Genomic DNA, 13,893 nt, shown 5'->3' with positions numbered 1-13,893 from the left:
GGCCGGGGCCGTTCCGTGAGATCGACCACGGTTTCGTGCCGGGCCCGTCAGCGGCCCCGGCCGGGACGGAAGCGACATTTCTGGCCGGAAACCGTCGGAAGACGTCCCGTATTCGTCGGATTCGGGGGGCATTCAACGGACTTGTCTTCCCGACGGCAGTCCGGGCGAAGAGTTCCGTACCTCGGCGATTTACCGCGTGTTCACATGCACTCGTCAACCGTGTTCACCGCTACGCTCTAGCGTCTAGCCGCCGCGCCGCTCGTGCTACGCGCGTCACGGCCCCTACTTCTGACACACATGACGATGACGTCGAGGATCCGACCATGCCCGCAGTTCCCTCCCGCAACAGGTGGCTCCGCTACGGTGCCGGCCTGATCGGCGCTGCCTCGCTGACCGCCTTCGGCGGTGCCCCCGCGGCCTTCGCCGCCGACGACCCGCAGACCGCCACCCCGGTCAAGCACCTGGTGGTGATATTCCAGGAGAACGTCTCCTTCGACCACTACTTCGGCACCTACCCGAACGCGGCCAACACCGCCGACGACAAGGTGAAGTTCACCGCCAAGCCCGACACCCCCAAGGTGGACGGCCTGAGCGACGACCTGCTGCACAAGAACCCGAACCGCAACAACCCGGTCCGGCTGAGCCCGTCCCAGGCGGTCACCTGCGACCAGGACCACACCTACAAGGACGAGCAGCTCGCCTTCGACGGCGGCAAGATGGACAAGTTCGTCGAGCACACCGACATCGAGAACTGCAAGGCTCCGATGTACACCGCGCCCGGCCTGGTGATGGACTACTACGACGGCAACACCGTCACCGGCTACTGGAACTACGCCCAGCACTTCGCGATGAGCGACAACTCCTTCGGGACCAACTACGGGCCCTCCACCCCCGGCGCGATCAACCTGGTCACCGGCAACACCCACGGCGGCTACCCGGTCGACCCGAAGACCGGCCAGCAGACCACCGACGCCTACGTGGTGGCCTCCCCGGACGCCAAGGGCATCGGCACCGTCATCAACGACCCGGACCCGGGCTACGACGACTGCTCCAGCCCCGCGCACAACCAGCTGGTGATGACCGGCAAGAATGTCGGCGACCTGCTCAACGACAAGGGCGTCAGCTGGGGCTGGTTCCAGGGCGGCTTCAAGCCGACCGGCACCAAGGACGGCAAGGCGGCCTGCGACTCCGCGCACAAGAACATCGTGGGCGCCTCGCAGACCGACTACAACCCGCACCACGAGCCCTTCCAGTACTACAAGTCCACGGCCAACCCGAAGCACCTCGCTCCGAAGGACGTCGAGGAGATCGGCCACGCCGGCCAGGCCAACCACCAGTACGACCTGACCGACTTCGACGCCGCCCTCCAGCACGGCAACCTGCCCGCCGTCAGCTACCTCAAGGCCGCCAACTACCAGGACGGCCACGCCGGTTACTCCGACCCGCTGGACGAGCAGCACTTCGTGGTCGACACCGTCAACAAGCTGCAGAAGTCCAAGGACTGGGCCTCCACCGCCGTCGTCATCGCCTACGACGACTCGGACGGCTGGTACGACCACAAGTTCGCCGAGCCGGTCAACGGCTCCAAGGACCCGGCCAACGACAGCCTGAGCGGCGCCGGCCAGTGCGGCAAGGACGCCGGCTGGGGCGGCTACGCCGACCGCTGCGGCTTCGGCCCGCGCCTGCCGCTGCTGGTCGTCTCCCCGTACGCCAAGGCCAACTTCGTCGACCACACCCAGACCGACCAGACCTCGGTCCTGCGCTTCGTCGAGGACAACTGGAAGACTGGCCGGATCGGCGACTCCTCCTTCGACGAGCACGCCGGCTCCATCGAGGGCATGTTCGACTTCAAGAACCCGCAGTCGGCCACCCTGATCCTGGACCCGACCACCGGCGCCCCGGTCGGCGGCGACAGCCCGAGCGGACAGCCCACCGGCGGCTCCTCCGCCACCACCCCGGCCGGCTCGGCGACCTCGGCCAACGGCTCCACCGCCGTCGCCGGGGCCACCAGCAGCGTCTCCGGCCCGCCGCTGGCCGAGACCGGCGCCGACTCCCACACCGGGCCGATCGCGGCCGCGGCCGTCGCCCTGCTGGCGGTCGGCGGCGGAGCGGTCTTCCTGGCCCGTCGCAAGCGCGGCCGCCGCGCCTGACGCACGGCCCACACGCGCAACACCCCCGGCACCGCCGGGTCCTGCTCCCAGGGCCCGGCGGTGTCCGCGTTCCCGGGCCGATCTGCCGCCGCGTCCCGGGCCGGGCTACCCTTCCCGCCATGACCGCCAGCGCTCCCCACCGCCGCACCCTGCTGGGCGCGGCCCTGGTGGCGGCCCTCACCGCGGGCGGCGCGACCGGCTGCTCCGCCGAGGACGCACCGCCCCGCGCGCTGCGGCTGGCCACCGGGCCCGAGGGCGGGCCGTACAACGCCTTCGGGCACTCCTTCACCGAGGCCGTGAACGCGAGCGGCCGGCTCACCCTCACCCCGGTGGGCAGCGCGGCCAGCGTCGACAACCTGCGACAGCTCGCCGACGGCGCGGTGGACCTCGCGCTCACCACCGCCGACGTCGCCGAGGACGCCGTCCTGGGCCGGGACACCTTCGACCGTCCGCTCGGCCTGACGGCGCTGGCCCGGGTGTACGTCAACTACCTCCACCTGCTCGCCCCCGCCGACGGGCCGGTGCGCGAGCTGGCCGACCTGGCGGGCCGCCGGGTGGCCACCGGCGCGGTCGGCTCCGGCAACCAGGTGACGGCCGGGCGGCTGCTGCGCCGGGCGGGGATCTCCGTCGGGCAGCGGTCCCTCGGACTGGCCGAGTCGCTGGACGCGCTGCGCGCGGGCACGCTGGACGCGGTGTTCTGGTCCGGCGGCGTGCCGACCCCCGCGGTGGCCGCGCTGGCCCGTGAACTGCCGCTGCGCTTCGTGCCGTTGGACGCCGTCGCCGCGCTGCTGCGGGAGCGCTACGGCCCGGTGTACACCGCCGTCACCCTGCCCGCCGGGGCCTACGGCCTGGCCGGCCCCGTCCCCACCCTCGGCGTCGGCAACTACCTGACCGCCCGCCCGGGCGTCCCCGAGGACGCCGTACGACGGCTGCTCGGCATCCTCTTCGACCGGTGGGCCACCCTGCTGCGCTCGGTCACGGCCGGCGCCCGGCTGGAGCCCCGGTTCGCCGTCTCCACCGGGGCCGTCCCCCTGCACCCGGGGGCGGCGGCCTACTACCGCTCGGTGTACGGGTAGCAGCACGCCGTCAGGCCCGCGCCGGCCTGACGGCGTGCGGCCGGCGCCTACCCTCCGACGGCTGGCTCACCCCGCCGAAGCCCGGTCAGCGGCCAGGTCCGTGGAGCGCGCTGAACACGCGCCCGGCTATCTGCTCGTGCGTACCGGCGGCATCGACCGTGACGACGAGGTCCTGACCGGCGTAGTGCTGGATGACGGACTCCGCTGTCGCGCCATGGAACCTGAATCGGTCGCGGATGCGCTCCTCCTTAGCTCGGCGACCTGCACTACGTCGGCAAGCTCGTCAACGGCGGCCAGGTGCTCGGCACGATCGAGGCGGACGGCCGGGACACCGGGCTCGACGCCAACGGCATGTTCGTGGTGCTCGCGATGGACGGCACGGTGCACGCCTGGACGGGCGGCGCCCACCAGGGCCCGGGCACCTTCCAGTTGGCGGGCGGGTGGACGGCCAAGGTCACCAAGGTCGGCGAACTCCACTACCGCGCCGACATCATCGGCCACGGGAACGCCGTGATGGGCACCGTCGAGTCCGACCAGCACGACGCCGGGCTCGACGCCAACGGCGTGTACATCGTGCTCAGCACCGGCGGGGTGATCAGCTCCCACGAGTGAGCCCGGGGCCGCTGCCGAGGCGCCGTCAAGCCCGTTTGGTAGCGGCCGCTACGGCTGGCTACGCTGCACCTCATGCGGTTGAACGTCCGGCCGGGGCAGCGGCGCCGGCTCCACCAGGCCCCCGAACAGCACGCGCGCCGACGGCGCGGACCCGCCCTGGACGCGGCGTGATCCTGCGCATCGACCGGGCCTGGCTGCTCGACATCGCCCACCGCTTCCTGCCCACCGACCCCGACATCACGGACTACGGCACCCTCAGCGCCGCCGTCGCCCGGCACGCCGACGAGGTCATGGACGTCCCCGTGTACGAGGGCCCGCACCAGCGCGCGGCCGCGCTCATGCACCAGCTCATCCGGGTCCCGGCGTTGGAGTCCGGCAACGAGCACTTCGCCGCGGTCGTCGCCGCCGCCTACCTCACCGCCTCCGGCGTCACCGTCACCGTCGGGCCGAAGGCCGCAACCGAGCTCGCCGCCCGCATCCGGGACGGGCGCGCCGACGTCCGGGAGACCGCGACGGCCCTCCGCGCCTGGTACCGCTGAACCGCTGAACCGCTGCGGAGCTCAGGGCTCAGGGCGCGGCCAGCCGGAACTCGACGGTCAGTCCGTGGGGGCTCGTCGCGGCGACGGTGAGCGTTCCGCCGCCGGCGCGGGCGAGTTCGTCCGCGATGGCCAGGCCGAGGCCGGTGCCGGGGAGGTTCTGGTGCTCCGGCGCACGGGCGAAGCGCCCCAGCAGCAGGGGGAGTTGGGCGGTCGGGACACCGGGGCCGGTGTCCCGGACCCGGACCACCGCGCCGCCGTCCGGGCCGGGCCGGGCAGTCACCCGGACGCGGGCGCCCGGCGGAACGAACTTGCCGGCGTTGTCCAGCAGGGCGTCCAGGATCCGCCCGGCCGCGTCGGGCAGGGTGCGGGCGCGCAGCCCGGGGGCGACGTCGGCGGTCAGCTCCGGGCCGCCCGCCTCGAACACCGGGGCCCAGGCCGCCACCCGCTCGGCCACGGCCGCGGAGACGTCCTGCTCCTCGACCGGAGCGGCGGCCGCCTCCAACCGGGCGAGGGCCAGCAGGCCGTCCAGCAGCTCGCCCAGCCGGTCCGCCTCGTCCAGGGCGAGGGCGTGCGCCGTACGGCCGGGGCCCGGTTCGACGTACGGCTCGGCGTTCTCCAGTTGCAGCACCAGGGTGGCCAGCGGGTTGCGCAGCTGGTGCGAGGCGTCGGCGACGAAGTCCCGCCGGCGGCGCAGCGATTCACCGACCGCCGCCGCCATGCCGTCGAAGTGCTCGCGCAGCCGCCGTAGTTCGGGCGGGCCGGTGTCGGCGGCGGCAGCGACGGCGGCGCGCGCTTCGAAGCGGCCGTCGGCCATGGTGGCGACCGCGCGGTCGAGTTCGTGGACGGGCCGCAGCAGCCAGCGGGCGATGCCGGCCGCGACCAGCGCGGCGGCACCGAAGGCGGTGACGGCGCCGGCCGCGATCAGCGTCCAGCGGACCAGCACGTCGTGCCGCGCCGCGCCGGTGGGGACGGTCAACAGGACGGCGCCGCCGACCCGTTCGTCCTGGCCGACCGGTTCGGCCAGCACCACGGTGTCCGGCCCCCAGGGCAGGACGGTGGGCAGGGCCTCGGTGGAGCGGCCGGTCAGGGCGCGGTCCTCGGCCTGCCGGGCGGCCGGGCCGACCGGGGCCGGGCCGGCCCGGCCGACGGTGTGCCCGACGGTGTCGACCACGGTCACGGCGGCGCCGTAGAGCTGGGCGTAGCGGGTGAGTTCGGCGTCGAGTTCGCGGCGGTCGGCGTCGGTGCGGATCCGGTCGGCGAGTTCGGCGAAGCGGACGCCGTCGGCCCGGCGTTGCAGCAGCAGGTGCTCGGTGCGGCCGCGGGCGTAGGAGTCGGCCAGCGGCAGGGCGAGCAGCAGCACGGCCGTACCGATGAGCGCGGTGAGCACGGCCAGCAGCCGGCGCCTCACCGGCCGTCCAGGGCGCCGAGTTGGTAGCCGTAGCCGCGGATGGTGCGGAGCAGGGCGGCCCGGCCGGTCTTGGCCCGGATGCCGGCCACGTGCACGTCGAGCGAGCGGGAGGAGGCGAGGAAGGCGTCGCCCCAGATCCGGTCGAGGATCTCCTCGCGGGAGCGGACGTCGCCGGGTTGCGCGGCGAGCAGCGCGAGCACGTCGAACTCGCGCCGGGTGAGCCGGACTTCGACCCCGTCCACGGTCACGCTGCGGGCCGCCAGGTCGATCGTGACGTCACCGGTGCGCACCTGCCGCCGCCCGTCGGCCGGTTCGGGGGCGCCTCCGCCGGTGCGGCGGCGCACGGTGTCGATCCGGGCGATGAGTTCGGCCATCCGGAACGGCTTGACCACGTAGTCGTCGGCGCCGGCCCGCAGGCCTTGGAGGACGTCCCGCTCCTCGCTGCGCGCGGTGACCACGATCAGCGGCACCGCGCAGACCGTGCGCAGCTTGCGGAGCAGGTCGAGGCCGTCCAGGTCGGGCAGGCCGAGGTCGAGCAGGACGAACTCGGCCTCCCGGGCGTGCCGCAGCGCCTCGGCGGCGCGGACCACCCGGCGCACGGTGTGGCCGCGCCGGGCGAGCGCGGTGGCGAGGGCCTGCGCCATCCGGTCGTCGTCCTCGACCAGCAGCATGTGCACGGAGCCCTCCCCGGGATTGAGGTGACTACCGTACGGGCTCCGCCGCGGCGGCCACCGCCGGGGCCTCCCGGGGGTCGAGCACGGCGTGCCGGGTGTCGGGCATCAGCACGTAGACGACCAGGGAGACCAGCGCGCAGCCGGAGACGTACCAGAAGAAGCCGGACTCGTGGCCGCTGTTCTTGAACCAGAGCGCGATGTACTCGGCGGTGCCGCCGAACAGCGCGTTGGCGAGGGCGTACGGGAGCGCGACGCCGAGCGCGCGGATCCGGGTGGGGAAGAGTTCGGCCTTCACGGCCGCGTTGATCGAGGTGTAGCCGGTGACGACGAGCAGGGCGACGAGCGAGAGGCCGAGCGCGGACCAGTAGCCGGAGGCCGAGCCGAGGGCGGTCATCAGCGGGTAGGTGCCGACGGTGCAGCCGAGCGCGAAGGTGATCAGCAGCGGGCGGCGGCCGATCCGGTCGGAGAGCAGTCCGGCCAGCGGCTGGACGGCGGCGAACACGGCGAGCGCGGTGAAGCTGACCAGGGTCGCGGTGTTCTTGGCGAGCCCGGCGCTGCCGATCAGGTACTTGGTCAGGTAGGTGGTGTACGTGTAGTAGGCGACGGTGCCGCCGAGGGTCAGGGCCATCACCAGGGCGGCCTGGCGCCGGTGCTCCCACAGGCTGCGCAGGGTGCCGCGGGCGTCGGCCCGCTCCCGGCCGGCGGACTCGGCGGTGAAGGCCTCGGTCTCCGGCAGCCGGCGGCGCAGCCAGAGCACCACGACGGCCAGCACGGCGCCGAGCAGGAACGGCAACCGCCAGCCCCAGGCGTGCAGTTGGGCGCTGGTCAGGGTGTGCTGCAGGACGATCAGGATGCCCAGGCCGAGGAGTTGGCCGCAGGTCATCGAGACGTACTGGAAGGAGGAGCCGAGGCCCCGCCGGTTCGGTGCGGAGGCCTCGGTGAGGTAGGTGGCGCTGGCCGCGTACTCGCCGCCGATGCTCAGCCCCTGGAGCAGCCGGGCGAGCAGCAGCACGGCGGCGCCGAGGTAGCCGGCCCGCGCGTAGGTCGGGGCGACGGCGATCAGTACGGCGGCCGCGGACATCATGGTGACGGTCAGGGTGAGCGCGCTCTTGCGGCCGTGCCGGTCGGCGGCCCGGCCGAGCAGCCAGCCGCCGACCGGGCGCATCAGGAAGCCGACCGCGAAGATGCCGGCGGTGTTCATCAGCTTGGCGGTGGAGTCGCTGCCGGGGAAGAAGTCGTCGGCGAAGTAGACGGCGAAGCTGGCGTAGACGAACCAGTCGTACCACTCCACCAGGTTGCCCAGCGACCCGCCGATCAGGGCGCGCCGCCGCCGGGCGCGGTCCCCGCCGGGCGGCTGCGGGCGGGGAGCGGGGGCGGCCGGGACGGCGGCGGACGGGGACATGGCGGCTCCGGGGACTGGTACGGCGGGTGGGTGTCCCAGAGCGTGCCGCCGCCCGCGGGGCGGCGGCAAGGAGCGCCGCGCAGATCTTACGTTCCGCTAAGGAAGCCGCCCCCGGTGCCCACCCGCCGGGGGCGGGCCCGGGGCCTCCGCCGGGGGCCGGCCCGGGCCTCCACCAGGGGCGATTCGGGGGACAAGCGTTACATTGGGGCGGAAAGCGGACCGATCACCGGCGAGGTGCGGCGGATGCACGCGATCACCGACTGGCTGCGCGGACTGTCCGGCCCGGTCGTGTACGCGGTGGTCGGCGCCATGGTCTTCACCGAGGACGCGCTGTTCTTCAGCTTCTTCATCCCGGGCGAGACGGCCGCCGTCCTCGGCGGCTTCATCGCCCACCAGGGCAGCGTCTCGCTCGGCTGGATGATCCTGGTGGTGGTCTGCGCGGCCGTCCTCGGGGACTCCGCCGGCTACGAGATCGGCCGCCACCTCGGCCCGGCGATCCTGCGCACCCGCCCGCTGCAGCGGCACGCGAAGCGGGTCGGGACGGCGCAGGACCTGATCCGTCGGCGCGGGCCGGCCGCCGTGTTCGTCGGCCGCTTCATCGCCTTCTTCCGCCCGCTGGTGCCCTCGCTGGCCGGGATGTCCCGGATGCCGTACCGCCGGTTCCTGCTCTACAACGCCCTCGGCGGGCTGGCCTGGGCCTTCGGCTTCACCCTGCTGGGCTACTTCGCCGGGGCCGCGTACACCAGGGTGGAGGGCACCGTCGGCCGGGTCGCCGCCATCACGATCGCCGGTCTCGTCGCCGTCGCGCTGCTGGTCTGGTTCCTGCGGCGCCACCACGCGCGCGGCCACGAGCCGTCGGACGAGGACGGCGGCGGGGAGCGCTGAACGGGGGCGTGCCCGGACCGTCACCGATCCGGGCACGCCCCATCGGGCAGGCCCGCCGGTCACCGAGCGCTACCGGAACGGCGGCGCGTCCGGCGCGCAGACCCGGCCGCGCGGCGGCAGGTCGCCGTCCACCAGGTAGCGCGCCTCGTAGCCGGCGGCGCAGCCGCTCGGGTTGCCGAGCACGCTGTGGCCCGGGCCGTCGACGGTCAGCAGCCGGCCGCGGGCCAGGGTGTCGGCCAGCGCGCGGGAGCCCTCGTACGGCCAGGCCGGGTCGCCGGTGTTGGCGACGACCAGCACGGGCGCGGCGGTGTAGCGGTCCCAGGGCCCGGTGTAGCGGTCCCGGGCGGCCTCGGCCGGCCAGGCGGCGCAGCGCTGGGTCTGCCAGACCCAGTACGGACCGAGGGCGCCGGAGCGGTCCCGGGCGAGGTCGGCGAGCGCCGGGTAGTCGGCGCCGGCGGGCGGGTTGACGGTGTCGGCGCACAGCACGCCGAGGACCTGCGTCTGGCCGGGCTGCGCGCCGGTCGGCAGGGGTGCCGCCGGGGTGTCGGCGGCGGTCCACAGGCTCTGCAACTGCCCGCCCAGGGCGGCCCAGCCGGGGCTCCCGAGCTGCGGCAGCGGCTGGGCCGAGTAGAGCAGCAGCGCGACGGCCGAGACGGCGCTCGCCTCGTCGTAGGTGACGGCCTGCGCCCCGGTGCCGACGGTGACCGGTCCGTGCGCCAGGCGGTCCGTCAGCGCGGCGTACTTGGCCCTGGTCGCCTCCGGGCTGCCCGCGGAGAAGGCGCAGGCGGCCGGGGAGGCGGCGCCGCAGCGGTCGAGGAAGTCGTCCAGGGCGCGGGCCGAGCCGAGGTCGCTGCCGGTGCGCAGGAACGGCGGCAGCGCGCGGTCCTGCGGGGTGCGGCCGGTGGACCAGGCCACCGGGTCCGCGGCGCTGTCCAGGACCATGGCACGGACCCGGCCGGGGAAGAGGTTGGCGTAGGTGGCGCCGAGGTACGTCCCGTAGGAGGTGCCGAGGTAGCTGAGCCTGCGGTCGCCGACGGCCTGGCGCAGCAGGTCGAGGTCGCGGGCGACGTCCGCGGTGGACAGGTGGGCGAGCAGGCCGGTGTCGTCGTTGTCGGCGCAGTGGCGGCCCAGTTGCGCGTAGGTGTCGGCCCAGCGTGACTGCTGTTCGGCGCCGATCGGGTAGCCGGCGGGGAGTCCGCCGAGCAGGGCCTGTTCGCCGCCCGGGTCGGGGAAGCACCGCAGGGTGGTGGAGGCGCCGACGCCGCGCGGGTCGAAGCTGACGATGTCGAAGCGCCGGCGGACGTCCTCGGGGAACAGCTGGGTGGTGGAGGGCAGCGCCAGGGTGCCGGGGATCGCCGGGCCGCCCGGGTTGTAGAACAGGGTGCCGATCCGGTGCGCCCGGTCGTCGGCGGGGCGGCGGATGAGCGCCAGGTCGATGGAGCGGCCGCGCGGGTCGCGGTAGTCCAGCGGTACCTGGGCGGTGTCGCACTGGAAGCCCGGGGTGCAGGGCTTGGTCCAGGTCAGGGCCGGCACCGGCGGGGCGGGCGCGGCGGCCGAGGCGGCGGCCGGGGTGAGGGCGGCCAGCAGCAGGCCGGCGGCGGTGGCCGCGGCGGCACGGAGGGTGGTGGTGCGGAGGGCGGTGAGGGGGCGGGGTCGGGGCACGGGCGGGCTCTCTCCGTTGTTGATCATGTGATCGGGCGCCACGGAGTCTTCCGGCCCCCACTGTCAGGGCACTGACATCCTGCTCTCCGATCACTGACAGCTCGCCGGCAGGCCCGGTCCGCCACTGTTGACGAATCGTCAGCAAGTTCTCCGCCGCGCCTTGACGGCCCACCGACACGGTCCTACAACGGAGTCAGCTCCCCCGCTCCCCGCCCCTCGGAAGTCCCTTGGGAGCAGCGGACGTTCGCCTTCTCGCCCCTCACCGAGGAAGAGGCTTTCCCATGCGCGCACCCCTCCACCGCACCGCGCCCCTGGCCCTCGCCGTACTCGCCGCGCTCGCCCTGGCCGCCGCGGCCCCCGCCTCCGCGGTTCCGGCAGACGACGCCGGCCCCGTGCTCACCACCGGCAGCACGGGCGGCGCCGCCGTCGCCGCGGGCGACGCCCTCGCCGCGACGCTCGCCGGCGGCTCCGCCACCTTCTACTCCACCGCCACCAGCACCACCGGCGTCACCTGCGCGACCTCCCAGCTGTCCGCCACCGTGCTGACCAACCCGGCCGCCCCCGGCACCGCCACCGAGTCGATGACCGGCCTCACCTTCGGCTCCTGCACCGCCAACGTCACCGGCGTCACCTCGGTGCAGAGCCTGACGGTCGACACCCTGCCGTACGGCGTCTCGATCGACGACGGCACCGGCCTGCCCGTCACCCTGACCGGTGGCAGCGCCGGGCAGATCCAGGCCACCGCCGTCCTGAACAGCTGGTTCGGCACCATCACCTGCACCTACCGGCTCAGCGGAGCCTTCACCGGCACCGCCGACAACGGCGGCCAGAGCCTGACCTTCACCAACGAGCACTTCGCCAAGAGCGGCGGCTCCGGCCTCTGCCCCGGCGACGGCTACTTCTCGGCGAGCTACGGCCCGGTCGCCGACACCAGCCAGTCCGGCGCCCCGGCGGTCTACGTGAACTGATCCCCGGGCCAGCGGCAGCCCGACGGCGGCGGCACGAAACGATCAGACCAGGGCAGATTCGGACCCAAGCGGGCGGGATGGGACGATACCTGCCATGTCTAGCAAGTCTCCGCCGGTCCGGGGCAACGAGGCCCCCGCCGACCCGCTCCGCCGCCTGCTGCTCGAACTGGGCGACGCCCTACTGGGCGGGGGCCTTCCCGTCCATGAGGTCGAGGAGGAACTCCGCGGGCTCGGACGGGCACTGGGGGCTCCCGAGGTGCGGGTCGCCGCGCTCACCAACGGCCTGTTCGTCGCCCTCGACGCGGTGGAGGCCACCAGCTTCGCGCCGGTCGGCGCCGCGCTGCGGTTCGAGCAGACCGCGGACGTCCTGCACCTGGTGCACCGGCTGCGTGCCGGCGAGCTGGACGGCCCCCGGGCGCTGGCCGAGCTGGACGCCATCCGGCTCGCCCCCGCCCGCTGGCCCGCCTGGGTGGCGGACCTGGGGGCGCTGCCGGTCGGGGTGGGCGTCTGCCTGTTCCTCCAGCCGGTGACGGCGAACGTGCTGGCCGCCGGGGCCGGCTCGCTGATCGTGGCGGGCCTGACCGTCCTGGCCCGCCGGCTGCCCAGGCTGCGGCCGCTGCTGCCGGTCACCGCCGGGTTCCTGGTGGCCCTGCTCGTCCTGTCGCTCACCCGGGCCGGCCTGCTGGAGGGCCCGCTGCGCACGATCGTGGCCACCCTGGCGATCCTGCTGCCGGGCGGACTGCTGGTCACCGGGCTGTCGGAGGTCGCGGCGGGCGCCGCCAGCGCCGGGACGGCCCGGCTGGTGTCCGGCGCGGTGCAGCTGGCGTTGTTCCTCGCCGGGGTGGCGGCGGCCACCACCGCGCTCGGCGTTCCGGCCAGTGCGCTGGCCAACATCCAGGTGGCCAAGCCGAGTTGGTGGGTGATCGCGGTGGGGCTGGCGATCGCCGTGGCCGGCGTCGTGGTCAATGTGAACACCCCTCCCCCGGCGATCCCGTGGATCGTCGCGGTGATCGCGGTCAGCGTCACCGTGCAGGTGGTGGTCGGGTCGGTCCACGGCGCGGCGATAGGCGGGCTGGCGGGCGCCGTCAGTGCCGCGGTCGCGGCCACCGTGGTGCACTGGCTGCCCGGCGGGCCGCTCTGGCAGGTGCTCTACCTGCCCGCGTTCTGGATCGTGGTGCCCGGCTCCTTCGGCCTGCTGAACACCGCGCAGATCGAGGTCGGCAACGGCGCCCAGTCGGTGCTGGCCGCCGTGTCCGCGGTGTTCGGGGTGTCGATCGGCACCCTGATCGGCTCGGTGATCAGCCGGATCCCGCGCCCCTCGCTCGCCGTCGCCCAGCTCCGGGCCTGACCCCCACCGCACGCCCGACCGGCGCGGCCCCCGGCTCAGCCGGAGGCCGCGCCGTTTCCGTCTCCGTCTCCGTTGCCACTGCCGTTTCCGTTGCCGCTCCCGTTTCCGTTGCCCTTGCCGTTGCGGACCGCGAGCAGCGCGGTGTCGTCCGTCAGGCGCCCGCCGCTGTGTCGGAGGACGGCGCCGACGACGGCCCCCACCAGGCGCTCCGGCTCCCCGGCTCCGGGCAGGCCGGCCAGGCCCTCCAGGTGGGCGCGCAGGTCGAAGAAGTCGCCCTGGCGGTCCCGGGCCTCCGTGACCCCGTCCGTGACGATCAGCACGGTCTCGTCCGCGCCCAGCCGGAGCCGCTGCACCTGCGGGAGCCGCCCGGCCAGCGGGGCGAGGCCCAGTGGGACGCCGTCGCCCGGCGGCAGCTGCCGGACCCCGTCCGGGCCCAGGACGTACGGGCAGTCGTGGCCGAAGTTGACCACCTGGATCTCCCCGGGGGCGTCGTCGGGGAACCAGACGACCACCGCGGTGGCGAACCGCTCGTCCTCCTCCCCCAGCCGGGCGGAGAGCCGGTTCTGCCGGTGCACCCGCTCCTCCAGCCAGGAGGCGACCGTCGCCAGGCCCTCCTCCCGGAAGGCCGCCTCCCGGAAGCAGCCGACCAGCGCCGCCGCCGTGGCGACCGCCGGCAGGCCCTTCCCCTGGACGTCGCCGAGGACGACCCGCGCGCCGTACGGGGTGGCCACCACGTCGTAGAAGTCGCCGCCCACCCGGGCCTCCACGTCGGCGGCCAGGTAGCGGGCCTCCGCGTCCACCCCGCCCCAGCCCGGCGGCACCGGGCGCAGCACCACCTGCCGGGTGGTCTCGGCGGCGCCCTGGAGATGGCGGACGTAGGCGGCGGCCCGGGCCCGGAAGACGCTGAGTGGATACGCGAGGACGCAGCCGGCGATCACCAGCAGGAAGTCCTCGATCCCGTGGGACTTGCCCCAGAGGCCGTTCAGCCCGGGATAGGCGGCGACCGCGAGACCGGCGAAGGCCACGGTGACCGCCGGACCGCACAGCCCCGCGGCGACCACCCGGACCAGCGCCAGCCAGCTGAGCGACTCGAAGGAGCTGGGGGGGAGGGCGTCCACGGCCACCACCGCCGCCCCCACCACGGCGGGGAGCCGCCCGGCCCGGTGCCC

At 74.6% G+C, this 13,893-nt stretch carries 11 protein-coding genes and 1 pseudogene; 7 read left to right on the top strand and 5 right to left on the bottom strand.

The features are described 5' to 3' along the window. Nucleotides 1-323: 323 nt before the first annotated feature. The 4 genes and pseudogenes from ACFXPX_RS20110 to ACFXPX_RS20095 all read left to right on the top strand — a co-directional run bounded on the left by ACFXPX_RS20110 (nucleotide 324) and on the right by ACFXPX_RS20095 (nucleotide 4,377). Nucleotides 324-2,150, top strand: coding sequence for a phospholipase C (locus ACFXPX_RS20110; protein ID WP_380522928.1), 1,827 nt, complete (start codon nucleotides 324-326; stop codon nucleotides 2,148-2,150). A 119-nt stretch (nucleotides 2,151-2,269) separates the two neighbouring features. After that, nucleotides 2,270-3,226 carry a TAXI family TRAP transporter solute-binding subunit gene (locus ACFXPX_RS20105; RefSeq protein ID WP_380642513.1) on the top strand — a complete coding sequence of 319 codons (957 nt, stop codon included), beginning with the start codon at nucleotides 2,270-2,272 and terminating at the stop codon, nucleotides 3,224-3,226. Nucleotides 3,227-3,478: 252 nt separating this feature from the next. Continuing rightward, nucleotides 3,479-3,838: pseudogene (locus ACFXPX_RS20100) on the top strand (hypothetical protein); the annotation flags it as partial. A gap of 167 nt (nucleotides 3,839-4,005) precedes the next feature. After that, the gene (locus ACFXPX_RS20095) at nucleotides 4,006-4,377 is read left to right on the top strand and encodes a fic family toxin-antitoxin system, toxin component (RefSeq protein WP_380522926.1); all 372 of its coding nucleotides are present in this window, start codon (nucleotides 4,006-4,008) and stop codon (nucleotides 4,375-4,377) included. Nucleotides 4,378-4,405: 28 nt separating this feature from the next. Here ACFXPX_RS20095 and ACFXPX_RS20090 read toward each other — a convergent pair whose 3' ends face one another. Genes ACFXPX_RS20090 through ACFXPX_RS20080 form a run of 3 tightly spaced genes read right to left on the bottom strand, consistent with a single transcriptional unit; the run spans nucleotide 4,406 to nucleotide 7,861 of the window. Further along, complete coding sequence (locus ACFXPX_RS20090) at nucleotides 4,406-5,785, bottom strand: sensor histidine kinase (protein WP_380522925.1); 1,380 nt, start codon at nucleotides 5,783-5,785, stop codon at nucleotides 4,406-4,408. After that, nucleotides 5,782-6,462, bottom strand: coding sequence for a response regulator transcription factor (locus ACFXPX_RS20085; RefSeq protein ID WP_380642511.1), 681 nt, complete (start codon nucleotides 6,460-6,462; stop codon nucleotides 5,782-5,784). The genes ACFXPX_RS20090 and ACFXPX_RS20085 overlap by 4 nt, the downstream gene beginning before the upstream one ends. Before the next feature lie 25 nt (nucleotides 6,463-6,487). Further along, nucleotides 6,488-7,861 carry an MFS transporter gene (locus ACFXPX_RS20080; RefSeq protein WP_380522923.1) on the bottom strand — a complete coding sequence of 458 codons (1,374 nt, stop codon included), beginning with the start codon at nucleotides 7,859-7,861 and terminating at the stop codon, nucleotides 6,488-6,490. 243 nt (nucleotides 7,862-8,104) lie between these two features. Here ACFXPX_RS20080 and ACFXPX_RS20075 point away from each other — a divergent pair, with 243 nt between their 5' ends. Continuing rightward, entirely contained in the window at nucleotides 8,105-8,746 is a 642-nt protein-coding gene (locus tag ACFXPX_RS20075) for a DedA family protein (RefSeq protein WP_380522922.1), read from the top strand. A gap of 69 nt (nucleotides 8,747-8,815) precedes the next feature. Here ACFXPX_RS20075 and ACFXPX_RS20070 read toward each other — a convergent pair whose 3' ends face one another. Further along, entirely contained in the window at nucleotides 8,816-10,408 is a 1,593-nt protein-coding gene (locus ACFXPX_RS20070) for an alpha/beta fold hydrolase (RefSeq protein ID WP_380642509.1), read from the bottom strand. A gap of 281 nt (nucleotides 10,409-10,689) precedes the next feature. On the opposite strand from ACFXPX_RS20070, the gene ACFXPX_RS20065 reads away from it, so the two are divergent. Together ACFXPX_RS20065 and ACFXPX_RS20060 are read left to right on the top strand one after the other, a co-directional pair. Further along, nucleotides 10,690-11,376: a Tat pathway signal sequence domain protein gene (locus ACFXPX_RS20065; protein WP_380642507.1), complete on the top strand. Its 687-nt coding sequence runs from the start codon at nucleotides 10,690-10,692 to the stop codon at nucleotides 11,374-11,376. A gap of 94 nt (nucleotides 11,377-11,470) precedes the next feature. Continuing rightward, entirely contained in the window at nucleotides 11,471-12,724 is a 1,254-nt protein-coding gene (locus ACFXPX_RS20060; protein ID WP_380399374.1) for a threonine/serine exporter family protein, read from the top strand. 35 nt (nucleotides 12,725-12,759) lie between these two features. On the opposite strand, the gene ACFXPX_RS20055 is transcribed toward ACFXPX_RS20060, so the two are convergent. Next, a partial coding sequence (locus ACFXPX_RS20055) for a PP2C family protein-serine/threonine phosphatase (RefSeq protein ID WP_380642505.1) occupies nucleotides 12,760-13,893 on the bottom strand: 1,134 nt, incomplete at its 5' end.

Source organism: Kitasatospora sp. NPDC059146, from assembly GCF_042786665.1.
Lineage (GTDB): Bacteria > Actinomycetota > Actinomycetes > Streptomycetales > Streptomycetaceae > Kitasatospora.
Note: the sequence above shows the minus strand (reverse complement) of the source record. Positions and strands in the feature narration are given on the sequence as shown.